Genomic DNA, 24,049 nt, shown 5'->3' with positions numbered 1-24,049 from the left:
ACAGGCAAAACTTATTCGAAAAACGACAGTATATATGGGGTCGCATATTGAATAAGAAGCACCTGCATTACAGCAGGAGCTATTACGAAACTAGGTGGTAATATACGGAATGAAAGAACAATTTTCGAAGTTGTTTGGTTTGGCGGATCGCAATAACGGAGACGAAATAAAACAAATTCCGGTCAATGAAATTGTGAGCAGCCCGTATCAACCCCGTACGATCTTTGATGATGAAAAAATTGACGAGTTGTTGCAGACGATCAAGACACATGGGGTTATTCAACCTATTGTCGTCCGCGTACGAAACGGAACATATGAGATTATTGCCGGTGAACGTCGCTGGCGTGCAGTTCGTAAGCTTGGTCTGGATCATATTCCAGCCATTGTACGTGAATTCAACGACTCACAGGCTGCATCCATTGCATTGATTGAGAACTTGCAGCGTGAAGGTCTAACATCGATCGAAGAAGCGGTGGCCTATCAGAAACTAATTGATTTGCATCAGTTGACACAAGAGAGTCTTGCACAGCGTTTGGGTAAGAGTCAGTCGACGATTGCCAACAAGATTCGTCTGTTACAGCTTCCTGAGGGTATCAAAGCAGCTCTAATGGAACGGAAAATTTCTGAACGACATGCAAGAGCGTTACTTTCACTAGATACAGAAGAATTACAGATGAAGCTGCTTGCTGAAATTATCGAAAAAGAACTCAATGTAAAGCAAACGGAAGCACGTGTTGCTTTCTATAAGGAAGCTTCTAAGATCAAAAAATCGAAACGCATTTCATTCACCAAGGACGTTAGACTTGCATTGAATACAATTCGTCAATCGATTGATATGGTTTCTGGTTCCGGTCTGGATATCAAAACGAAAGAAGAAGACCATGAGGATCATTATGAAATCGTTATCCATATCCCGAAACGCAAATAATTGAAGCTTCAGGCGGCAATAGGCCGCTTTTTCTGTCTATAGCACGGAGAATGACATTGATAGAGGAAATGGTAGTTGTTGTTGTGTGGACGATAGCCACCTGCTTGGTGTTAAATGTAGCTTATAACCTACAAGAAAAGACTCCTATTTTATTTGAGGTGAAGTAATTGTCTAAGATTATGGCCGTAGCAAATCAAAAGGGCGGTGTGGGGAAAACGACGACATCTGTTAACCTGGGTGCAGGACTGGCTTCACTCGGGAAGAGAGTACTACTTGTCGATATAGACCCTCAGGGGAACACAACCAGCGGAGTCGGAATCAATAAAGCAGATGTGGCTAATTGCATATATGATGTCATCATTAATGAAGTTCATCCTCAGCAGGCTATTGTAGAAACTCAAATCGAAGGACTTCATATCATTCCTGCAACCATTCAGCTCGCTGGAGCCGAGATTGAATTGGTATCTACGATATCACGCGAAGTTCGCCTGAAAAAATCACTCGCCATGGTGAAAAACAATTATGATTACATACTGATCGATTGCCCACCATCCCTTGGCATGTTGACGATTAACTCGTTGACCGCTTCCGATTCGGTGATCATTCCGATTCAGTGTGAGTATTATGCACTTGAAGGTTTGAGCCAATTGCTTAACACCGTTCGTTTGGTTCAGAAACATCTGAACACCTCTCTGCAGATTGAAGGCGTGTTGCTTACGATGTTTGATGCGCGTACCAATCTGGGGATTCAAGTGATTGAAGAAGTGAAAAAGTATTTTCAGCAAAAAGTGTATTCAACGATTATCCCGCGTAATGTTCGGCTTAGTGAAGCACCGTCTCATGGACAGTCGATTATTACGTACGATCCCCGTTCCCGGGGAGCTGAAGTATATCTAGAGCTCGCAAAGGAAGTGATATCATATGAGTAAGCGGCTCGGAAAAGGACTGGATGCCCTCATTCCATCGCTTTCAATTAATGATGATGACAAAGTCGTTGAAATCCCGATTAGTCAATTGCGGGCAAACCCTTATCAACCTCGTAAAGTATTCGATGAGGATGCAATTCATGAGTTGGCAGAGTCCATTCGCCAGCATGGGGTAATACAACCGATCATTGTACGTACCGTGTTGAGAGGTTATGAGATTATCGCCGGAGAACGGCGTTTCAGAGCTTCTCAATATTGTGGAAATGCCACTGTACCAGCAGTAGTTCGCAATTTCAGCGATCAGCAAGTTATGGAAATTGCGCTGATCGAGAATCTGCAGCGGGAGAACCTAAATGCCATGGAAGTTGCAGTTGCCTATCAGGGGTTGATGGATCAGTTCGCATTGACTCAGGAAGAGCTTTCCGTGAAGGTGGGCAAGTCTCGTTCCCATATCGCTAATTTCTTGAGATTGTTATCTTTACCGGATGAAGTGAAGGATCATGTTTCACGTGGAACATTATCTATGGGTCATGCTCGTGCCATCGTAGGTGTGAAGGATCTGGATATGATGAAACAACTCGCCAAACAAACCATTGATCAACAATGGAGTGTGCGAGAGTTGGAAGAAGCAGTTCAACAGTTGGATCGCGCTAAAGCAAGTGAGGGCAAGGCGAAATCTAAACTGAAGAAGAAAGATCCGTTCATTGATACAGTAGAGGAGTCGCTTCGTGAGCGATTCAAAACAACTGTGAAGATTAAGCATAGCAACAAGGAAAAAGGTAAAATTGAGCTCAACTACTACAGTAAACAAGATCTGGAGCGGCTACTGGAACTGCTGCAATAGACGATGTTTCACGATCAATGACAACATGCGGGGCTTCTCATGGGATGACATATCGCCTCTGTACGATGGAGCAACGATATGTCATATTTATTTTGTTGGGGTGAAATGAAGGCATTACGTTTAATGAATGAACAGAGGTGGTTATGAGGTGGAGAAAGTTATCTATCTAGATCATGCTGCAACATCATGGCCTAAGCCGCCTACTGTTAGTGAAGCGATGATGCAGGCTTTGGATGTAGCAGGGGCTAATCCCGGTAGAGGGAGCCATCGGATGGCTGTTCAAGCAAGTCGTGTGCTCTTTAGCACCAGAAAAGCATTATCTACGCTGTTTGGTGTGAGCAATGCAAACGATATTTCACTTGGTTCGAATACGACAGAGGCTTTGAACCTTGCCATCCAGGGATGGTTAAGCGAAGGCGACCATGTTATTGCAACCATGGCTGAGCATAACTCTGTGCGACGTCCGTTGGAGTACATGCGTAGATCACGAAATGTAACCGTAGATTATGTACAGGTTGATGCTATGGGCGCCGTTGATCTATCGCAGCTTGAGAAGATGTTCCGACCGAATACCCGGTTGGTTGTCTGTACACATAGCTCTAATCTGTTAGGTAGTATTTTACCGGTCAGTGAAATCTCCCAGATGTGTCGTAAACGACAGATTCCTTTACTTGTAGATGCTGCTCAAAGCGCTGGAGTGATACCTGTTGATGTGAAGCAACTCGGCATTGATATGCTTGCCTTTCCTGGCCATAAGGGCTTGTTAGGCCCACAAGGAACCGGCGGACTCTATATAGCTCCAGAATTAGATGTGCAACCTCTACTTCATGGCGGGACAGGAAGTCAATCGGAAGCTATAGAGCAACCTTCTGTCCGTCCCGATCGTTATGAAGCCGGTACACCCAATACAGTAGGCATGGCGGGTCTTGCTGCTGGTGTGAAGCATGTGATGGAACTAACGCCTGAACGAATCTACCAGCATGAATGGGAACTGACACAGGTTATGATGGAAGGTTTAGCCTCTGTACCAGGAATTCGAATGCTCGGCCCAGAAGTTGGACAACCCCGTACTGGATTGTTATCCTTTACGGTAGAAGGGCATGATTCAGCTCAACTTGCTTTTAAACTGGATCGACACTACAACATTGCAGTTCGTTCCGGTTTTCACTGTACACCTCTTGCACATGAGTCCGCAGGCACTACACGAAGTGGAGCGGTTAGGGCAAGTGTAGGGTACAGTACAGTCAAAAGTGATGTGAACACTTTAATTGAGGCTGTGCACGAAATAACAAGACTTAAATAAGTCGCATGGGAATCAATTTCAAATTGATTCAGGGATACATCATTGTTAGGCATGTTATGATCTCAATCCATTATAAAGAGAGTGGATATACTCGGGTACGTATCGCTTGGTTATACGAAGGGGCTTAGGGAATCCTAGGAGGAGTTTTGTATTTCAGGGCTGATCGATCAGGTGATTTCGTAATATAGGCATGATGCTACAGGATACAGACCTTAATCTGAACAAACAAACAGAGGGGTAGTTACACTACATGGCTGAACTAAATGAGCTGATTCTGGAACAATTGCTATGGATTATTGGCGGAATGGCATTACTATTGGTAATCTTGCTGGTGACTAGCATTGCACAGGGTGCAAAGTTGCGTAAGTTTAAACGGAAATATGAAGCGATGATGTCTGGCACAGGAGTAGAAGATCTGGAGACGTTGTTAATTAATCTGAAGATTCAGATGGATAGCATTGAAGATGAACACAAGCTGCAAACGAATCAGCTACAAGCAGTCATGCAGAAATTGACCCATATGCAGGGTAAAGTAGGGGTTAAGCGTTACAATGCTTATGGTGAAAGAGGTAGCGATCTCAGCTTTTCCATGGCAATGATTAACGATAATCAAGACGGTATGATCCTCACAGGTCTTTATAATCGTGATGGTTCGTATGTCTATGCTAAACCTCTTAAAGGGGGAGAGTCCACGTATACACTTTCCCCTGAAGAGAAAGAAGCGATTACTCTGGCACAGCAAGCAGAGTAGAGCGAGCATGCCATTCTCGAATGGCCGAGTAAAGACTGCTGGATATAATCTCAGACATGCGCATAACCAAGCTGAGCCTTGTATTCTGCAGAACAAAGTATTCCATGAAGCCGCCGACGTTAACGATACCTGTCAGATGGATATCGCCGACCGGCGGTAATTCTTTATTTACACCAGCTCCAGGCTTCAATGGCCCATTGACTACTTGAATGCAACCAACACTGGAGGATTGTCCGAGACAGGCATCAATTCCGATGACATATGGATTATGGTGTGTGGCTTGGATTTTGTGAAGTGTTTCTTGCAGATTCATAGCATGTACGGGTTCATCTAGTGTGCCATAAAGGTGGAAGAGAGGGCTGTCCCATTTAGCAAGAGCTGAACCTACCAGTGGACCTAAGCAGTCCCCAGTAGATCGATCAGTACCGATGCATACGATTACAACATTTTGTAACGAGTGAGCTTTGTAGAGATGAAACATTAAGCGATGAATAATAGCAGAATGTACGCCAGGATCGGTATGAGGAATTTTCAAGCTGGTCAACTCTTGGGATGAAAATGAATGCGAGATGGGTTTCATAGGATCTATCCTTTCCCCTTGAAATGGTAGTAACAGTATATGGAAGGATAGAGCGTTTTATACTTGGTCAGGACAAGCTTTTTCATGAGAAGGTTATGATGTGACCCAATGAGGGTAAATTGGAGCTAAGTAAGATCGAAGGGAGCCGGGCATGGACGAATGGTTAGATGATTGGATGTTGATTGCTTTTGATTCTACTCAGCAGGCACTACGAGCGGAGATGTTGTTAGAATTTGCTGAGATTGAGATCGACTTATTTCCAACACCGAAAGAGATTACGGCAGGCTGTGCACTCTGTATTCAGTTTCCCAAGGAAGATGTGCTGAGGGTGCAACAGATCATTCGGAATGAGTTCGTGGAGATTCGAGGCCTCTATTTCAAAACGGAAGACAGCTATGATAACATACCGATGTAGAGGGGGATGGATGAATGTGGTCGTTTAAATATATGACTGTTCCTGAGCCTACGAGTCCAATAGAAGCGGCTCTCAGTTGGACAGATCAATTATGGAACAAAGTTGCTGATGCAGATATGTGGTTTAATATTTTATTCAGTTCCCTGAGGATCTTACTTATCTTTATTGTTACTCGAATTGTGATTAAAATTGTGTCGCGTATTATCGATCGTAGTATGAAGCAGAAGCAGGAAGGCCGCCTTCGCGTTAATCCTCGCAGATTTGTTACGGTAGGTGAATTGCTGAAGAACGCCACCTCAATAACGTGTAACTTCATCATGGTGTTGCTGGTATTATCAGAGATTAATGTAAAAGTAGGACCGTTACTTGCCAGTGCTGGTGTGCTCGGGCTTGCAATCGGTTTTGGTGCACAAGGATTAGTGAAAGATGTAATTACGGGTTTCTTCATTATATTAGAGGATCAATTTGCTGTAGGGGATGTCATTCAGACTGGCACGTATAAAGGAACGGTTGAGGTTATCGGACTCCGAACAACCAAGTTGGTCAGTTGGCAAGGTGAGGTGCACATCATACCTAATGGTACCATTGCCAGTGTAACGAATTTCTCGATGTCCAATTCACTTGCTGTTGTAGACATTCCAATGAAGGCTGATTTGAGTTTGGATGAGTCGGTTCATTTGGTAAAGCGAGCGTTAGTTGGTATTGAAACTCGTGATCTCAACATTGTAAAAGTTCCAGATGTACTTGGAATACAATCGATGTCTACCTCAGAGTACGTTGTTCGCATCGTTGCAGAGTGTATGCCAAACTCCAGATCTTCTGTAGAACGTCAGATTCAAAGTGATGTGAAGAAATCACTGGAGTATCAAGAGATGAGCAATCAAGCAGCGTTAGAGCAGGCAGCAGGCAAAGAACAGGATGAGGGGGATGGCACAGGTGGAGCGTAAAATTTTTCAGCTCGGGGACATCGTGCAGATGAAGAAGCAGCATCCATGCGGAAGCAATGAGATGGAGATCATTCGTATGGGGATGGATATCCGTATCAAATGTGTAGGGTGTAAACATAGCGTGCTTATTCCAAGAGCGAAGTTTGAGAAAAACATGAAAAAAGTGCTACGGTCAGCAGAAGATCTAGCTGAATCATAAGTACATTTGAAGCTAAATCATGAGCAAATCACTAGCAGAATGAAGAATATGAATTTGAATAAATCATACCTAAAATAGCGTTTACATGCAGGCTGGGCTAGGTATTGCGTTCTGTAAATGATCATGCTATAATCAATATTGCTGCGGAAAGGTACCCAAGAGGCCCAAGGGGGCTGACTCGAAATCAGCTAGGCGTGTCACAGCGTGCGTGGGTTCGAATCCCACCCTTTCCGCCACTTCACTTGTACATGTTAAAACATTCGATTACTCAACGAAGCGTTGAGTTATATAAGAAGGAAGTCTTCCTAATAAGGAAGGCTTTTTTTGTTTGCTCATTCTTTTTATAGGGTAGCAAAAGCAAAGGAATGAAGTGAAGTAATCACGATTAGCTATGGACGCAAAAATAAAGAGCCCCTAAGGGCTCTCTATCCGGCGGTGCATTCGGTTAGTAGGAAACAATCTGGCGTAAAGATTAGAAACTTTGGCGTACTGCTGAAGCAATACTCGTGCTTAGGACACAGGGTCTTACACACAACCACTTGCTTCTTATATTACGTGATGCATTTCCGAAACGGCTTCGTTGTCCAACGGAACCACACCTCTCTCGTGCACCGCCTGATTGTATTATGTGCTTTATTTCGTTTTATATACGTTGAGCTGAAAAAAAGTTTTACTTAGTGGACACGAGCCTTAGTCAGCTTCTTCCACTTACGATTATGATTGCTTGTCTCTGGGAAGGATTCACCCTTATGCAGCGTTACTCGCTTTGGATTGTTGATCTCCGTGTGAAAGCTATTCTCACCGACTTCGGTGTACTCGCCATCATTTGGAGCTTTGTCTCCTGGTTCAAACTCAGTTCTTTCGCCCATGATATGAAAAACCTCCTTGGCTAATGTATTTCGTTGTAGCTTCTGTAGTGTGCTCCATAGTACGGGTGATCATGTGTCATATATAAAGGGAACGTTTGCTTGCATTATGGTTCTGTATTTGTTATATTAATATAGTTCGAGTTTGTGCTCGTTCCTTGCTCTCAACCTGGATTGAGGGCCAGAGTCCATAAGGAGGTGAAAATTATGCGCAAATATGAAGTGATGTACATTATTCGTCCTGACGTTGAGCAAGAAGTTGTTCAAGCTACAGTCGATAAATTCCAAGGCATCATCTCCAACGGCGGTGGTGAAGTTACAGCTCACGACGTTATGGGTAAACGCCGTCTTGCGTATGAGATCAAGAAATTCCGTGATGGTGTTTATGTTTTGGTACACTTCACTGCTGAACCAGCAGTTGTTACTGAACTTGAGCGTCTCATGAAGATTTCTGACGAAGTAATTCGTTATCTCATTACGAACGACGTTAAGTCTGCTTAAGACAAAACTCGTGATTAACGCACCAATACGCTCTGAAGGAGGGGATTACATTGTTGAACCGTGTCATTCTGATCGGCCGGTTAACCCGGGATCCTGAGTTGCGTTATACTCCAGCAGGAGTAGCAGTTACGCAATTTACTTTGGCAGTGGACAGACCGTTTACAAGCCAAGGGGGAGAGCGGGAAGCGGATTTCATTCCGGTCGTAACCTGGAGACAGCTTGCTGAGACTTGTGCAAACTATTTGCGCAAAGGACGCCTAGCTGCAGTCGAAGGACGCATTCAAGTACGGAACTACGAGAATAACGAAGGAAAACGTGTATACGTGACCGAAGTCATTGCCGATAACGTCCGTTTCTTGGAGTCAGCTAACCGTGATAACAACGGTGGCGGCGGTGGGCAACCAATGCGTGAAGAGCCTTCTTACGGAGGCGGCGGGCGCGCGAACAATAATAATTCGCGTAGCAACAATCAGGATCCTTTTTCCGATGACGGAAAACCGATTGATATATCGGATGATGATTTGCCATTTTAACGTGAACCGATTCTCTAAGGAGATATTAGTTACACGATAGGAAAGGACTGAAAAGCATGGGCTTCAAGCAAAGAGAAGGCGGAGACGATAAAAGACCAGCACGTCGTGGCGGTCGTAACAAACGTCGTAAAGTATGCTTCTTCACAGCAAACAAAATTACTCACATCGATTATAAAGATACGGACTTGCTTCGTAAATTTATCAGCGAACGTGGAAAAATTTTGCCACGCCGTGTAACAGGTACTAGCGCTAAATATCAACGTGCTTTGACGATTGCAATCAAACGCTCCCGTCAAATCGCATTATTGCCATACACTACTGAGTAGTCTTACTCAGCATGGATACCAAGCAGTCGGCTTATAGCCGGCTGCTTTTTTGCATATTCATTAATTACTTATTTCAAAATGCACTTGCGTTTGGATATTATTCGGCTAAATTGTGCATTAGGAAAGTCCGATGTTATGATATAAGGTATAGGCTAAATGAAGGTGGTCATATTAAAGTTCACTACATCAGGAGATTATAATGAACAAATCGAAACGCAAAAAACAGCAAAAACGGAAAAGTAGTTTACGATTTTGGCTTATCGCTACTTTGCTCCTTGTCGTTGTATATATATGGCTTCAGCAAAAAGATGATGTATATGAAATATGGCCGGGGAGCTCGCAAGAAGTTATTCCAATTACAGGCCTACATCCCCTTGTCGCTGAGAGTGAGGAGCTGTTGGTACGAAAAGCAGCCAGGCGTGGCATAGAGGTTGTCATTACTCATGGTTATCGAAGTATAGAGGAACAGGATGCACTGTTTGATCAAGGACGTACAGGTACTGGGAACATTGTCACCAACGCCAGAGGCGGAGAATCTTATCACAATTATGGATTAGCCATTGATTTCGCTCTTCGTACACCTCAAGGAGAGATTGTATGGGATATGGAACGAGACGATAACGGTAATGGTGAGCCTGATTGGATGGAGGTTGTTGCGCTTGCAAAAGACCTGGGATTTACTTGGGGAGGGGATTGGGCTAACTTTCCCGACTACCCTCATTTGCAAATGGATTTTGGCTTAAGCATTAACGAATTAAAGCGGGGCAAACGACCACCGGTTATGCAATAATTAATATTATTAATATTCACTTATACGTATGTTTATTAGTAAAGTCCTGCATTTTGCAGGGCTTTTTTCATTGTTTTGTAAAAAAAATGATAAAAGATGACAATTAGTCCTTTACAGCAGTAAATAAAAAAATTTATACTATAATAACTAGCAATAAACCGTTGATTCAATAAAAGGGTAGCCAGTATCATATTTGTATATATTTGTTTGTAAGTATGCGTTTACTTCTAAACGACTAGAACTAACCACACATATCACAAAGTTAACATATATGTTTATTATAAGAGATTATATCGGCTATATGCTACACTTATATATACATTATATGTAACGTTAATGTTATGTTTATAATTTTGACAACTCTACTTAATGTAAAACTTCCAGATGTCCCCCTCCTTTAATGCTCGAAACTCCTTAATATTTACCTTTTTAGCATAGCTAATACCCAAAACTGTGGTATAAAAAACATTTATTCCAAAAATCTCAAAATAAGCATTGACGTCACCTAAATTTACACGTATGATTACATTAATTATTTTGCTATATAATCCCGGTAGGAATGCTCAACATTAATTGACCAATGGTCTAAATTAAAATACAAAAGTTTAATTCATTTGCTGAATTCGCATTTTGTATAAAAATTTGTTCGTTGTCTTCAAAAACATGGAAATATACAGTGGATGCATTCATCTTGTGAAGAATACATTCTGCGGAAATTTTGGGGTTAGGGTGATTGATTTGAATACAGACCTATTGGAAGTCAGAAATCTAACTACATCTTTCAGAATTGAAGATGACTATTACGCAGCAGTTGACCACGTTAACCTTACCGTTAAGAAAAATGAAGTGTTAGCTATCGTAGGAGAATCGGGATCGGGAAAAAGTGCATTTGCCTTCTCACTGATGGGCTTGCACAACAAAGCAAAAATTGAAGGTCAAATTTTGTATAAAGGACAGGATATAGCTAATATATCTCCTAACAAATTAAACAAACTTCGTGGTAATGAGATGGGTATGATTTTCCAGGACCCGTTATCAGCACTAAATCCTCTAATGATTATCGGCGAACAGATCGAAGAGATTCTGACGCTGCATCAACCTAAGCTTTCTTCCAAAGATAAGAAAGTGAAAGTTATCGATCTGCTTAACCAAGTCGGAATTCCACGACCTGAACATATTTATAAGCAGTACCCTCACGAACTATCAGGCGGTATGAGACAGAGAGTTGTTATAGCCATTGCGATTGCCAATAAACCTGAACTGTTAATTGCCGATGAGCCAACTACCGCACTGGATGTTACCATTCAACTACAAATCCTAGAACTTATTCGCGATCTGAAGAATGAGATCAATGCAGGCATCATCCTAATCACGCATGACCTCGGTGTAGTAGCTGAAATGGCCGACCGGGTTGCAGTCATGTATGCAGGTGAGATTGTTGAAATTGCAGATATCTATACCTTGATGAGCAATGCTCAACATCCTTATACACGTTCACTATTAAATTCTATTCCTACGATTACAGATACAGACGAGAAGTCGAAGCTGCATGTCATTCAAGGCATCGTTCCTTCACTTAAAAATCTTCCTCGCCAAGGGTGCCGCTTCAAGGCCCGAATTCCATGGATTGATGATTCGGCTCATGAAGAGAACCCACAGATGCATGAAATTGCGCCAGGTCACTATGTAAGATGCACCTGTTACCAGCACTTTCATTTCCCTGATCAAAGCTGAGGAGGAACAACATAATGGCACTACTAGAAGTAGAAGGACTCAAAATACATTTTCCGATTCGTGGTGGCTTGCTCAAGCGCGAGATTGGAAGTATCAAAGCAGTTGATGATGTTAGCTTCTCCATCGAACAAGGACAAACCTATGGACTTGTCGGGGAATCTGGTTCTGGTAAAACGACGACAGGAAGAGCCATTATCGGTCTGAATCACGTAACAGAGGGCAAGGTCATGTTTAATGGCAAAAATCTAGCCACAGAACGTCGTAAAGATCGGCAGCTTCAGCGCGATGTGCAAATGATTTTCCAGGATCCGTACTCTTCCCTTAATCCGAAGAAGCGGGTTATTGATATCATTGCCGAGCCACTCCGTAACTACGAGCGACTGACGGCTACGGAAGAGAAAAAACAAGTAAGAGAATTACTAGAGAAGGTCGGGCTTAGTCCTGAATCCATCTACAAATATCCACATGAATTCTCCGGTGGTCAACGTCAGCGGATCGGAATTGCGCGAGCAATCGCCTTGAAGCCGAAACTGATCATTGCTGATGAGCCTGTATCCGCACTGGACGTATCGGTACAAGCCCAGGTGCTAAACTTCATGCAGGATATTCAAAAGGAATTGAATTTGACCTATCTGTTCATTAGCCATGATCTCGGGATCATAAGGCATATGTGTAATCAGATTGGGATTATGTATAAAGGTCGATATGTGGAGCAGGGAACAACAGATGATATTTTTGAGAACCCACAGCATATCTATACCAAACGTCTTATTGCAGCTATTCCGGATATGGATCCAAGCAAACGGGAGGAAATGGTTGCCTTTCGTAAAATGGTCAAGTCAGAGTACGAGAATTCATATCGAAACTTCTTTGATGAGGAAGGGCTTGCATACTCGCTCCAATCCATTTCTAATACTCACCGAGTAGCTCTACCTCAGAAAGGTTGAAGACCATGTGGAAAATAATAGTACGAAGAATCATGATTATGATCCCTCAGATCTTTTTGCTTAGTCTTTTGGTCTTCTTGATGGCCAAGGCGATGCCAGGGGATGCACTAACCGGTTTGCTTGATCCAAGCATTGATCCGAAAGCACTGGATGAACAGCGGGAACGACTTGGCCTTAATAATCCATGGTATGTGCAGTATTGGGACTGGATCAGAAATGCCGCACAAGGTGATTTTGGACAATCCTTCCGATTTAAAATGCCAGTTATGGATCTCATTGGTCAACGTATAGCGAATACGTTCTGGCTTGCGTTTGCAACACTTGTATTCACGTATTTAATTGCGATTCCACTAGGTATTATCAGTGGTCGTTATAATGATACATGGTCTGACCGATTAATTACGGGTTATACCTATCTAGGTTTTGCAGCACCATTATTTATTTTTGCACTCGTTATGTTGTGGATTTTTGGTTTCCACTTTGGCTTATTCCCGACGGGAGGTAGCGTAGCACCTGGACTTACACCAGGAACATTCGAGTACATTGCAAGCAAGTTCTATCATTTGTTATTACCGGCATTATCTATGGCATTGATTACTACAGTATCAACTGTTCAGTACTTGCGTAGTGAAATTATTGATATCAAGCATAAAGAATTTGTTCTTACTGCTAGAGCCAAGGGTGCCTCGGAATCACGAGTGTACAACAGACATATTTTGAGAAACTCTCTACTGCCGATCGCCGCATTCTTCGGTTATGAGATTACGGGGCTTATCGGAGGAACGATTTTCATTGAGAGTATATTCAGTTATCCGGGCATGGGGCAGTTGTTCCTGACCTCAATCTCTCTTCGAGATTTCAGTGTTGTAACAGCGCTTGTCCTACTATTTGGTATAGCTACAATTCTAGGATCATTGTTGTCTGACATTATTCTGGGATTGGTAGATCCGCGTATTCGGATTAAGTAAGAACTTGAAGATTTCGGGGTGAATAAGATGAGCAAGGCCAATGATGTCGTTATAACTTCACAGAAGATTGATAAAAGCCCCTCCAGCCTGAACATATTGTGGAGGGAAATTGTCCGAGATAAGATTGCATTAATCTCGCTCATATTTTTGGGGGTCGTCTTATTACTGGTATATGGAACAGCACTGCTCTTGGATCAAGATGAAATCGTAAAAGTAGATTTGTTCGCCTTGTATGAGCCGCCTTCTGCGCAATATTGGCTCGGGACTGACTACGGAGGTCGTGATGTATTCGGACAACTAATCATCGGTACACGTAACTCACTAACGATTGCAATCCTGGTTACGCTAATGACAGGGTTATTGGGAATCGTGGTCGGTATCCTATCCGGTTACTTCGGAGGATTAGTTGATAATATATTCATGCGTATTGTTGATTTCTTCATGGTTCTTCCGTTTATGATGATCGTTATCGCGTTTGTTACAGCAGTACCCAAATATAATATTATTTCGTTCTCGCTAATTATGACTGCCTTCCTATGGATGGGGATTGCTAGGCTGATCCGGTCTAAGGCATTGCAGGAGCGTGAACTAGAATATGTAAAAGCGTCAAAAACATTGGGATCATCCCATGTGAAGATTATCTTCTCACAGGTTCTTCCCAATCTAAGTTCGATAATTATCGTAACGATGACGTTGAACCTCGCTGCCAACATTGGCCTCGAATCCGGGTTGTCTTTCCTGGGGTTTGGTTTCCCAGAAAGTACGCCTAGTCTTGGAACACTCGTAAGCTATGCTCGTAATCCGCAAACGTTGGAATTTAGATGGTGGATATGGCTACCTGCGTCACTACTAATCTTAGTATTGATGTTGAGTATAAATAATGTCGGACAAGCTCTGAAGCGTGCGACTGATGCAAGACAAAGAAGAGGTTAAAAAAAGGGAGGAAAGGTTCATGAAAAAAGGATTTTTTTCACGGGGTATATTTTTCACAGTGATGTTGGTCTTCGTACTGGTGCTTGCAGCATGTAGCTCAGAGAAAGAAGCAACTCCAGCGCCTACGGCTAATCAAGGGGAAGAGAAGACGGAAGAAAAGCCTGCTAATGAAGAGGGCGTTTACTCCATTGAAGATTTCAACAATGTTAAAACAAATGAAGGCACAGCGATTGAAGGCGGATCAATCACCTATGGTCTCGTTTCCGATACGGCTTTTGAAGGTACATTAAACTTTAACTTCTATTCTGGTAACCCGGACTCCAAAGTTCTGGGATGGTTTGATGAAGGTTTGCTAGATTGGGACAAAGACTATGTATACACTAATGATGGTGCAGCAACATACGAAACATCCGAAGATGGCAAGACGTTCACATTGACGATTCGTGATAACGTAAACTGGCATGATGGCAAGCCTGTAACAGCTGAAGATCTGCAGTTTGCTTATGAAACTATTGGTAGCAAAGACTATGATGGTCCTCGTTACGATTCCAACTTCACAAGTGTAGTAGGTATGGACGAGTTCCATGCAGGTACTGCAGATACAATCTCTGGTATTAAAGTGCTGAGTGAGAAACAAATCAGCATTACGTATAAAGAATCCACACCTTCCCTGTTGACAGGTGGTGTGTGGACTTACCCACTCGCTAAACATATCTTCGGTGATATGGAAGTAGCGAAAATGTCTTCTTCCAAAGAAGTACGTGAAACGCCAATTGGTTTCGGTCCATTTAAAGTTGAAACCATTACTCCAGGTGAGTCAGTAACTTATGTGAAGAACGAAGATTACTGGCGTGGAGCTCCGAAGTTGGATAAAGTAACTTTGAAAGTTATTAACCCAACAACGGTTGTTCAAGAATTGAAATCTGGCGGCGTAGACCTCGTAGATGCGTTCCCGACAGATCAATATAAAGACAATGCGGACATGTCTAACGTAGAATTCCTTGGTACGATCGACCGTGCTTACACGTACATCGGTTTCAAACTGGGTACATGGGATGCTGACAATGGTAAAGTTGTAAGTAATACAGATGCTAAAATGGGCGACAAAAACTTGCGTAAAGCAATGTGGATGGCTGTAGATAATGATCAGGTTGGTAAACGTTTCTATAACGGTTTGCGTTGGAATGCAACAACTCTGATTCCACCATCTCACCCTGAGTTCCACGATTCTAACAACCCAGGTGTTGCTTATGACCCTGAAGCTGCGAAAAAATTGCTAGACGAAGCTGGATACAAATTAGATGGTGAATTCCGTACCAATCCGGACGGTTCCCCACTCGAAATTAACTTCGTATCTATGACAGGTGGCGACACAGCTGAACCACTGGCACGTTACTATGTTCAATCTTGGGCAGCAATCGGTCTGAAAGTAAACCTTGAAATGGTTGAGTTCAACAGCTTCTATGACCGCGTAGGTAACACAGGTAAAGATGATCCTAACATTGATGTATATCAAGCAGCATGGGGCGTTGGTATCGACGTAGATCCTTCTGGATTGTATGGCCGCGACGCACTGTATAACTTCCCTAGATTCTCTAGCGAAGAAAACGACAGATTGCTGGCAGCAGGTGTATCCGCTGAAGCATTCGATGTAGACAAGCGTAAAGAGATTTACAACGAATGGCAGCAGTACATGGTTGATGAAGTTCCTGTATTCCCAACACTGTATCGTGCAGTTGTAGTACCTGTTAACAAACGTGTAATGAACTACGCAATTGGTGACGGTACTGGCGTATACTTGCACGAATTGGCTGTTAATGCAGACAAAGCTGTCGTAGCTGAGTAAATCTAAAGTCGTGCATGATCTAAAGTGCCACGATTAGAAGTAAAGGTTACTTTTACAATGATTTAACATCGATTAAGGATTGGGGTCCTTCGTAACTTTCGGTGATTAAATCTATGAATCATTCTTCTAGGATGTTATAAAATGAACCATCTAAACATGGATTTCTACACTCTGGCATGGGTGTAGGAATCCATGTTTTTATTTGATGACAAAAAAATAAAAAAAATTTAACTTTTTTTCAAAAAAGTGCAGACAAAATGCCTCTTCACTTCGTCTATATAGGTAAGAGGTGAATTCATGATGAAAAAGTGGTGGAAACGTGCAGGAATGCTGTTAGCTCTGCTCATTATTATATATTTGGGTGTTAAACCAGACATGTTAGTAGGCAAACCGGGAATCAAAGCGGAGTCTGCTGTGCTGATGGATATGCGAACAGAGCAGATTTTGCTGGACTTTAATGGTTCAGAAGGAACAGCTCCGGCAGGGGTCAGTAAGTTAATGACCGAGTTGCTTGTTCTCGATGCGATCACAAACGGAGATATCCATTGGGAAGATTCTGTTACGATTAGTTTGTATGCAAGCTCGGTTGGCGGAAGTCATCTAGCTTTGAAGCAAGGTGAGCAATTCACGGTGCGTGAGTTGTTTCAGATTGTAGCCGTGTACTCTGCAAATGATGCGGCCGTTGCACTCGCTGAGTATATCAGCGGATCAGAACAAAACTTTGTGTCTGCGATGAATAAGAGAGCTGCGGCCATTGGATTATCAGACACGACCGTATTTACGAATTCAACTGGATTGAGCGAGAAGCTGCTGGGTCCCAACCGTCCTGAAGCGATTCAAGGGCAGACCGTGATGACAGCTATAGATGCATGTAAATTAGCTAAATATCTTATTACCAACTACCCACAGATTTTAGAGACCTCCAGTCAGATGCAGGTGTCCATCCATCAGCGAGGCATGTATATGAGCAATACGAATTGGATGTTGTCCTCCCTAGGTGGCCCATATGCTTATGATGGCAATGATGGATTGAAGACAGGATATGACGAGGATTCAGGGTACCACTTTGTTGGAACAACGGAGCGCAATGGTAAACGATTGATTTCGGTTGTATTTGGTTCCGAAAGCCGGGAAGGACGCTTTGTGGAAACGAAGAAGTTGTTCAACTACGGGTTTGCTGGATCACAGTAACATACCATATAACCATGCAACGGGAACTCGGATGTCTATCTACCAACCGGCGATGTCAGATGGGCGTTCTTTCCAATATAAGCTTGATCATGATAATATGGATTTACGGAATATTCCATAATATTATGAATTTCACTTATAAGGGGGAAATGAATTGAACTCGATTAGCAAGAAGGTATATGCATTAACGCTGAGCATGGCTATGTCTATTGCTCTGATTCAGCCTGCAGTACAAGCTGCGGAAGCTGTTAAACCTACAGCAACCGTTGCAGAAACAATCGCTTCAAAAGCAACACAAACGTTACAACAACTGGGATACATAGACGGTACAGTAGAATCAAACACGCCGATTACTCGAGCAGAGGCAGCAGTTATTTTACAGCGTGTACTTAAATTGGATGCTCCAGCTTCACTTACTGGTTTTGCGGACGTATCAGCGAGCGATGAGGCAGCACCGGCAATTTATGCGCTGAAGCAAAGCGGGCTGATTCAAGGAAAAGCGAAAGGTTATGCTCCAGATGCACCACTGACACGGGCACAGATGGCCTCGTTGTTTACTCGGGCATTTGAATTAAAAGACAACGGAATTCAAGTTGTATACAGCGATATGAAACAGATTCCGGCGGTTCATGTGGAAGATGCTGTACGGATCAAGCAACATTTTATCATTGAAGGCTCAGCATTTAATGCCAAACAATCTGTAACTCACGGGGAATTTGCTGATGCGCTTTATCTTGCGCTAGGTCTAGATGTGAAGTCTGAGGGTCTTACACCGCTAGAGTACTTCTTCAAACAGCCTGCTCAGGCAGGATTCCAAATGTCCCCAGATGGTAAACATCTGGCTTACTTGGAGCCGTGGAATAACCGTATGAACATCGTGGTCAAAGAGAATGGACAGGACAAGTCTGTTCGGGTGACGAGCGAGTCTGAACGGAGCATCATGGGATTTGGATGGGCAACCGATAATAAGCTGCTCTACATCAAAGATGCTGCAGGAGATGAGAACTACCACATCTATGTAACGGATATTGATGGCAAAAACAATAAGGATCTCACACCATACCCTAACACCAGAGCGAGTTTAATTGATCCGCTCGAAGGTGTGCCGGATGAAATTCTGGTGGCAATGAATAAACGTGATCCTCAGATTTTCGATGTATATCGCATCAATATCAATACTGGTGAGGCCACTCTTGCTGCAGAGAACCCAGGTAATATTACGGGCTGGCTGACAGACCATGAGGGCAAAATCCGTGTGGCTGTATCCAGTGACGGCAATGTCTCTTCATTGATGTATCGTGATTCTGAAGATAAGCCATTTGAGCCGTTGTTAACAACAAAGCTGGGAGAGACTTTTGCTCCAGTTATGTTCACGTACGATAACAAAAATATCTACGCAATCTCTAACTTGGATCGGGACAAATCAGCAATTGTTGAGTATAGCCCTAGCACTAAGCAAGTAACCAAAACGATCTTTGAAAACAAAGACGTAGATGTTAATAGTTTTGTGCCATCCAAAGCCAAAGGTAAAATTCTTGCAGCTGTATACGAAACGGATAAAGTAAACTATGAATTTTTTGATGCTGAATTCAAAAAGCTGATGGAAGACATCAAGGCTAAGGTTCCAGGCAAAGAGATTAGCCTGTCCAGTATCAGTGAAGAAGGCCAGGTATTATTTATTTCCTATAGCGACAAGTCGATGGGCACGTACTACTTCTATGATTCGGTAACAGGCAAGCTGGATAAGCTGGCCGATGCTGCCCCATGGATTGATGAGGACAAAATGTCCGACATGAAACCAATCTCGTACAAATCACGTGATGGATTGACCATCCATGGATATCTGACATTGCCGAAGGGAGTCGAGGCTTCCCAGTTACCATTGGTCGTGGTGCCACATGGTGGACCTTGGGCTCGTGATTCATGGGGTATAACCCTGAGATCCAATTCCTCGCTAGTCGAGGCTACGCTGTGCTGCAGGTGAACTTTCGTGGATCTACAGGTTACGGTAAGGAATTCCTGGATGCAGGCAATAAACAGTGGGGCAAAGACATGCAGAACGACATTACAGACGGAGTAAATTGGTTGATTGAAGAAGGAACCGTTGATGCGGACCGAGTAGCGATCTACGGAGCATCTTATGGTGGATATGCTGCCTTGGCTGGTCTGGCGTTCACTCCAGACGTATACGCTGCTGGAATCAGCTATGTTGGACCTTCCAACATCTTCACTTTGCTGGACTCACTGCCACCTTATTGGGAATCAGAGCGCAACATGTTCTATGAGCGTGTAGGTGACCCAGAGAAGGATAAGGAGCTGCTTACGGCGATCTCGCCATTGTTCCATATTGATCAGATGAAGGCGCCTTTGTTCGTCGTTCAAGGAGCGAATGACCCACGTGTTAAACAGGCTGAATCAGACCAGATTGTTGAAGCGCTGCGTGAGCGCGGGGTAGATGTGCCTTATATGTTAAAAACAAATGAAGGTCATGGCTTCGCCAATGTAGAAAACCAGTTGGATCTGTATAGAGCGATTGAGAAATTCCTCAATCGTCATCTGATGAAGTAATTCAGGCGAGGTCATTGACGATATCAACTTGATCTTCATCATCATTCAGAGTCGTCTATACAGATAAAATCAGACGCACGTTATAAAATATGAGTACCGCCCTCTGATTCTAAGGAATCGTTGGGCGGTATTTTTTATTTAAGGGTGTTATATCACTTGCAACTATATATTTATAAATTGACATAACAAATGGGTTTGATTTAAAATGACCAGTGAGTCATAATTGTTCTTAAGTGTTTAATATAGATGTATCAGTTCAGTTTGTGTGCGTTTAATAATGTCCGTTTATCTATCGCAAAATTATGATGTGATCGGGAGGTAACACGAGATGCAGAAACAAATGAAATGGCCGTTAATTCTGTTTGCGGTCGGGGTATTTATGGCGGCTCTGGATAATGGGATCATCACATCGTCTCTAACGACGTTGAATGCCTCATTTGGGGTATCACCAACTTGGGGTGCATGGACGATTACGTTATACACTCTCGGTCTTGCTGTAAGTGTGCCTATCGCAGGTAAACTTTCAGACCGCTATGGTCGTAAGAAGTTATTTCTTATTGAAGTAGCTTTATTTGGCATTGGGTCTTTACTCGTGGCATTAAGTACGTCGTTTACGTTCTTTCTCGTTGCTCGTGTTATTCAGGCATTAGGCGGTGGAGGGATCTTCATCATTGCAAGCTCCTATGTGCTCAGTAAGTTTCCAGCAGAGCGCCAAGGCACAGCATTGGGCTTGTTGGGAGGTATGAATGGGGTTGCTGCCATCTTGGGGCCAAACATTGGTGCTTTTATTTTGGATATGACAGGGAACTGGCACTGGTTATTTCTCATCAATGTACCGATTGCAATCCTACTGTTCATTGCGGGTATTCGTTATATTCAGGATGAACAGGAATTGAACCGTGCGGCAGTGGACTGGAGCGGGATTGCTGTTCTAACTATTGGTGTGCTCAGTCTCATGTACAGCTTCAGTAATTTGGACGGTGTAAATATGCTGCAAAGCGTAGGTTCACCGATGTTTTATGGATTTTTCTTGTTGGGTGTAGTTGTACTGATCGTATTCTACTTTCTTGAGAGAAGGCTCGAAGGATCAGGACGTGAACCGGTTGTGTCCACACAGTTGCTGGGCATTGCGTCCTTCCGCTGGACACTGCTCATCGCCTTTTTCTCAGGCGCTATTCTAGCTTCGGTCATCTTCATTCCTGGCTTCGTAGAGCAGTATCTGGGTGTGTCTAACACCGCCTCAGGTTATTGGTTTACACCACTTGCGCTGGCTTCAGGGATTGGGGCAGGAGGCGGCGGTTATTTGGTGGATAAGAAAGGGCCAATCTGGACGTTATCTGTGGCAGGGCTTCTATCAGCAATTGGATTTCTGCTATTCCCGTTATGGGTTGAGCATATCTGGCAGTTCGTTATCGCGAGTACGCTTGTAGGTATCGGGTTTGGTATGATGCTGGGTGCTCCAGTAAACGTGCTTGTGACGGAACAGGCAGGTGAGAACAATAAAGGGATTGCCGTGGCAACCAGCTCGTTATTCCGCCAGATGGCGATGGCCATTGCCCCTACGATCTTTGCAGGGTTTCTGGCGCGTTCGTTCTCTAACCTGGGAACCAACATTCAGAACGGTTTTGCTGATCAGGGAATACAAGTGCCTCCTGAGATGCTTGAGCAATATACCTCAGGTGGAGCGTCAGGTAGTGATGTCTCAAGTCTGACGGAGGGGTTAGCACAGATTCCTGACCCTGGCATTCGGGAAACGATATTGCAGGCTCTCCACGTGACAACAGGTCAAGGATACAACGGCCTGTTCTGGTCAGCGGTTATTTTCAGTGTGTTAACACTGGTAGCAGCATTGATTACAGGAGTTCTACGGAATAGAGAAAAGGGGAGCACTGTGGATCTCTCTTAAGCAAGTTTATGATTGAGTTTTCTGAGTTTCAATATAACATCTAATGATCAGAACAGTTCCTTTATGCGATTTATATACGGGGCTGTTCTTTTCAATTTAACCGGATTGTAACTTTTACTTATGTAGCAATGTTTACAATAGAACGAGCGTTAGCGGTGTTCAGAATTGATATAGAGAAAACATTAGAGAACGCCGAGTCATAAGTCGTTGGGCGCGTTTAATGGTATGTAGGCAATTCATTTTTATAGTGAAGAAGGAATCGATGGATGACAAGAAGAACTAATGAAAAGAAGAAGAAAAGAAGAAAAGGTCTATATATAACTCTCGTTTCGCTCGTGGTTTTGTTGATTGGCGGGTATTTGTTTCGTCAGCAGCTTGCCGTAGCTGCATTTGATCTTTTCCTGGCCAATTCAGTTGAAGATCAGTTGTCTCGTTCCTATGTTCCGCAGGAAGGGAATAATACGCCAGATCCGACCGTGTACCGTAAAGAGCCATTTTCCGTACTTCTGCTCGGTTCGGATAAACGCGCGTATGAGAAAACAAGGGGCCGTTCCGATACGGTCATCTACACTGTTGTTCGTCCAAAGGAATCCCGTGTGCTTCTCGTTTCGATTCCACGTGACACGTATGTGCAGATTGTGGGTCGTGATGCGAATAAGGATGGGGAAGACGATTATGACAAAATTGCGCATGCCTACGCGTTCGGAGGGGAGAATATGTCCATCAATACGGTGGAGAAATTCTTGAATGCAGATGTAGGATACTACGCCACCATTAATTTTGACGGAATCAAAAGGGTTGTAGACGCGCTTGGTGGGGTAGAGTTGCCGATTGAAGAGGATATTGTTAATAAACATCCCGATCATGTGCAATTCACTATTGAAGGCGGTAAACCGATCTATGACGGTCAAGAAGCACTGTATTATGTTCGATATCGAGAGGACAGTGACTTTAATCGTACCAAGCGGCAGCAGATATTCCTGAACGCGATGGCGAATAAAATGCTTAATCTTAATTCAATCGGCAAGATTCCAGAGTTATTGGAGATTATGGGAGACAACTTCCAGACAGATATGCGTCCTTCCTTTATTGTTGATCTAGCAAAACAGGTGCTGACACAAGAGAAGCCACAAATTTCTAGCTTCACGATCCTTGGTGAAGGTATGCGCAAAGACGGAATCTACTATGGCAAAGCGGATGAGAAAGACGTCCAATATGCCAAAGAGCTGATTACCAACTGGATGGATGAATCGACCCCAGCCGGTGCCTTGATGATACCAGACCGGCAGCAGATCGAGTAACGAATTCCATACAGAGGCCTGATCATAATCAGCAGTACGTCGTTTATTTGCGGGCTGCTGTTTTTTTCTTTTTCAGAAGAGCGAAGAGACCTTTTGGAACATCTTACGTTTTGAAACGTATAATATGGGTTGAGGAGTAGTTGAAAGTCGAAATTCATGAGGGGGATACGTTAGGGTATGAACATCGCATTTTTTTTGCTGCCTAAGCAAGAGGTTACGTGTGTAACATCGGATTCTACTCTGCGGCAAACATTGGAACGAATGGAGTATCATCGCTTCACAGCGGTGCCCATTTTGAATAAGGAAGGCAAATATATAGGTACGGTCACTGAGGGTGATCTACTGTGGTACATGAAGAATGCCGAGGGGAAGATTACATTTGAAAACGCTTCAAAATTCTTGCTTAAGGAAGTACCGCTCCGCCTAGATATTAAGCCCGTATCCATTAATGCCAATATGGAGGATCTCATTAATTTGGCTAAGGTTCAGAACTTTGTACCTGTCGTCGATGATATGGAACGCTTTATAGGCATTGTCCGTCGTAGCCAGATCATAGAATACTGTGAAGGCATTGTAGCTAAGGAATCCATGAAAGCAAAATAAGAAATCAAAAACGTTATTGCGCACAGGGATAATCAGAGCCGCTCAGTACCATGTTAAACAGTGGGAGAGCAGAAAAAGGTGGGAATGCCCTTCGCATGGGGAACATTTTGTAGCCCCCTTTTTATGTTATAATGGAGAATAAA

At 43.3% G+C, this 24,049-nt stretch carries 25 protein-coding genes and 1 tRNA gene; 24 read left to right on the top strand and 2 right to left on the bottom strand.

The features are described from left to right. Positions 1-109 precede the first annotated feature (109 nt). The 5 genes from noc to DMB88_RS30000 all read left to right on the top strand — a co-directional run bounded on the left by noc (position 110) and on the right by DMB88_RS30000 (position 4,752). Positions 110-928, top strand: a complete 819-nt coding sequence (gene noc, locus DMB88_RS30020) for a nucleoid occlusion protein (protein WP_128104235.1) — start codon at positions 110-112, stop codon at positions 926-928. 167 nt (positions 929-1,095) lie between these two features. Further along, positions 1,096-1,857, top strand: coding sequence for a ParA family protein (locus DMB88_RS30015; protein WP_056697605.1), 762 nt, complete (start codon positions 1,096-1,098; stop codon positions 1,855-1,857). Continuing rightward, a complete protein-coding gene (locus DMB88_RS30010) occupies positions 1,850-2,698 on the top strand; it encodes a ParB/RepB/Spo0J family partition protein (protein ID WP_128104234.1) in 849 nt (282 codons plus the stop codon). Before DMB88_RS30015 ends, DMB88_RS30010 begins: the two co-directional genes overlap by 8 nt. 148 nt (positions 2,699-2,846) lie before the next feature. After that, positions 2,847-4,001, top strand: coding sequence for an aminotransferase class V-fold PLP-dependent enzyme (locus tag DMB88_RS30005; protein ID WP_128104233.1), 1,155 nt, complete (start codon positions 2,847-2,849; stop codon positions 3,999-4,001). Positions 4,002-4,251: 250 nt separating this feature from the next. Continuing rightward, complete coding sequence (locus DMB88_RS30000) at positions 4,252-4,752, top strand: DUF4446 family protein (protein WP_128104232.1); 501 nt, start codon at positions 4,252-4,254, stop codon at positions 4,750-4,752. Here the strand turns inward: DMB88_RS30000 and yyaC are convergent. Continuing rightward, on the bottom strand, positions 4,727-5,332 hold the full coding sequence (gene yyaC, locus DMB88_RS29995; RefSeq protein ID WP_128104231.1) for a spore protease YyaC: 606 nt from the start codon (positions 5,330-5,332) through the stop codon (positions 4,727-4,729). The two genes, DMB88_RS30000 and yyaC, sit on opposite strands and share 26 nt — an antisense overlap. A 151-nt stretch (positions 5,333-5,483) precedes the next feature. On the opposite strand from yyaC, the gene DMB88_RS29990 reads away from it, so the two are divergent. From DMB88_RS29990 to DMB88_RS29975, 4 genes are all read left to right on the top strand, one after another. Next, positions 5,484-5,747: a putative Se/S carrier protein gene (locus DMB88_RS29990; protein WP_128104230.1), complete on the top strand. Its 264-nt coding sequence runs from the start codon at positions 5,484-5,486 to the stop codon at positions 5,745-5,747. A 14-nt stretch (positions 5,748-5,761) separates the two neighbouring features. Further along, a complete protein-coding gene (locus tag DMB88_RS29985; RefSeq protein WP_128104229.1) occupies positions 5,762-6,694 on the top strand; it encodes a mechanosensitive ion channel family protein in 933 nt (310 codons plus the stop codon). Next, positions 6,684-6,893 carry a DUF951 domain-containing protein gene (locus tag DMB88_RS29980; protein ID WP_056697538.1) on the top strand — a complete coding sequence of 70 codons (210 nt, stop codon included), beginning with the start codon at positions 6,684-6,686 and terminating at the stop codon, positions 6,891-6,893. The genes DMB88_RS29985 and DMB88_RS29980 overlap by 11 nt, the downstream gene beginning before the upstream one ends. A gap of 145 nt (positions 6,894-7,038) precedes the next feature. Next, positions 7,039-7,129: transfer RNA gene (locus DMB88_RS29975), tRNA-Ser, on the top strand. Between the two features lie 438 nt (positions 7,130-7,567). Here the strand turns inward: DMB88_RS29975 and DMB88_RS29970 are convergent. After that, positions 7,568-7,762: a YjzC family protein gene (locus DMB88_RS29970; RefSeq protein ID WP_128104228.1), complete on the bottom strand. Its 195-nt coding sequence runs from the start codon at positions 7,760-7,762 to the stop codon at positions 7,568-7,570. A 204-nt stretch (positions 7,763-7,966) separates the two neighbouring features. On the opposite strand from DMB88_RS29970, the gene rpsF reads away from it, so the two are divergent. The 15 genes from rpsF (at position 7,967) to DMB88_RS29900 (ending at position 23,906) form a co-directional block, all read left to right on the top strand. Then, complete coding sequence (rpsF, locus tag DMB88_RS29965) at positions 7,967-8,260, top strand: 30S ribosomal protein S6 (RefSeq protein ID WP_024629534.1); 294 nt, start codon at positions 7,967-7,969, stop codon at positions 8,258-8,260. A gap of 50 nt (positions 8,261-8,310) precedes the next feature. Then, on the top strand, positions 8,311-8,793 hold the full coding sequence (gene ssb, locus DMB88_RS29960) for a single-stranded DNA-binding protein (RefSeq protein WP_128104227.1): 483 nt from the start codon (positions 8,311-8,313) through the stop codon (positions 8,791-8,793). 56 nt (positions 8,794-8,849) lie between these two features. Continuing rightward, positions 8,850-9,119: a 30S ribosomal protein S18 gene (gene rpsR / locus DMB88_RS29955; protein ID WP_128104226.1), complete on the top strand. Its 270-nt coding sequence runs from the start codon at positions 8,850-8,852 to the stop codon at positions 9,117-9,119. 199 nt (positions 9,120-9,318) lie between these two features. Next, positions 9,319-9,909: a M15 family metallopeptidase gene (locus tag DMB88_RS29950; protein WP_128104225.1), complete on the top strand. Its 591-nt coding sequence runs from the start codon at positions 9,319-9,321 to the stop codon at positions 9,907-9,909. Between the two features lie 738 nt (positions 9,910-10,647). After that, a complete protein-coding gene (locus DMB88_RS29945) occupies positions 10,648-11,643 on the top strand; it encodes an ABC transporter ATP-binding protein (RefSeq protein ID WP_128104224.1) in 996 nt (331 codons plus the stop codon). A gap of 14 nt (positions 11,644-11,657) precedes the next feature. Further along, entirely contained in the window at positions 11,658-12,590 is a 933-nt protein-coding gene (locus tag DMB88_RS29940) for an ABC transporter ATP-binding protein (RefSeq protein WP_128104223.1), read from the top strand. 5 nt (positions 12,591-12,595) lie between these two features. Continuing rightward, on the top strand, positions 12,596-13,558 hold the full coding sequence (opp4B, locus tag DMB88_RS29935) for an oligopeptide ABC transporter permease (protein WP_056697529.1): 963 nt from the start codon (positions 12,596-12,598) through the stop codon (positions 13,556-13,558). Between the two features lie 27 nt (positions 13,559-13,585). Next, positions 13,586-14,491: an ABC transporter permease gene (locus DMB88_RS29930; protein ID WP_128104222.1), complete on the top strand. Its 906-nt coding sequence runs from the start codon at positions 13,586-13,588 to the stop codon at positions 14,489-14,491. 19 nt (positions 14,492-14,510) lie between these two features. Further along, positions 14,511-16,337, top strand: a complete 1,827-nt coding sequence (locus DMB88_RS29925) for an oligopeptide ABC transporter substrate-binding protein (protein ID WP_128104221.1) — start codon at positions 14,511-14,513, stop codon at positions 16,335-16,337. Between the two features lie 297 nt (positions 16,338-16,634). After that, positions 16,635-17,528: a D-alanyl-D-alanine carboxypeptidase family protein gene (locus tag DMB88_RS29920; RefSeq protein ID WP_128104220.1), complete on the top strand. Its 894-nt coding sequence runs from the start codon at positions 16,635-16,637 to the stop codon at positions 17,526-17,528. Between the two features lie 154 nt (positions 17,529-17,682). Then, positions 17,683-19,512 (top strand): S9 family peptidase, encoded by a 1,830-nt coding sequence (locus DMB88_RS29915; protein WP_254438401.1) that lies wholly within the window; start codon positions 17,683-17,685, stop codon positions 19,510-19,512. Beyond that, positions 19,500-20,096, top strand: a complete 597-nt coding sequence (locus DMB88_RS31675) for an alpha/beta hydrolase family protein (protein ID WP_254438400.1) — start codon at positions 19,500-19,502, stop codon at positions 20,094-20,096. The genes DMB88_RS29915 and DMB88_RS31675 overlap by 13 nt, the downstream gene beginning before the upstream one ends. A gap of 328 nt (positions 20,097-20,424) precedes the next feature. Beyond that, entirely contained in the window at positions 20,425-22,002 is a 1,578-nt protein-coding gene (locus DMB88_RS29910) for an MFS transporter (RefSeq protein WP_128104219.1), read from the top strand. Positions 22,003-22,268: 266 nt separating this feature from the next. Then, the gene (locus DMB88_RS29905) at positions 22,269-23,303 is read left to right on the top strand and encodes an LCP family protein (protein WP_128104218.1); all 1,035 of its coding nucleotides are present in this window, start codon (positions 22,269-22,271) and stop codon (positions 23,301-23,303) included. Positions 23,304-23,480: 177 nt separating this feature from the next. Continuing rightward, on the top strand, positions 23,481-23,906 hold the full coding sequence (locus DMB88_RS29900; RefSeq protein WP_056697515.1) for a CBS domain-containing protein: 426 nt from the start codon (positions 23,481-23,483) through the stop codon (positions 23,904-23,906). The last annotated feature ends 143 nt before the right edge of the window (positions 23,907-24,049 follow it).

Origin of the sequence: Paenibacillus sp. DCT19 (assembly GCF_003268635.1) — a bacterium.
Lineage (GTDB): Bacteria > Bacillota > Bacilli > Paenibacillales > Paenibacillaceae > Paenibacillus.
This window is presented reverse-complemented; position numbering and strand designations above follow the sequence as displayed.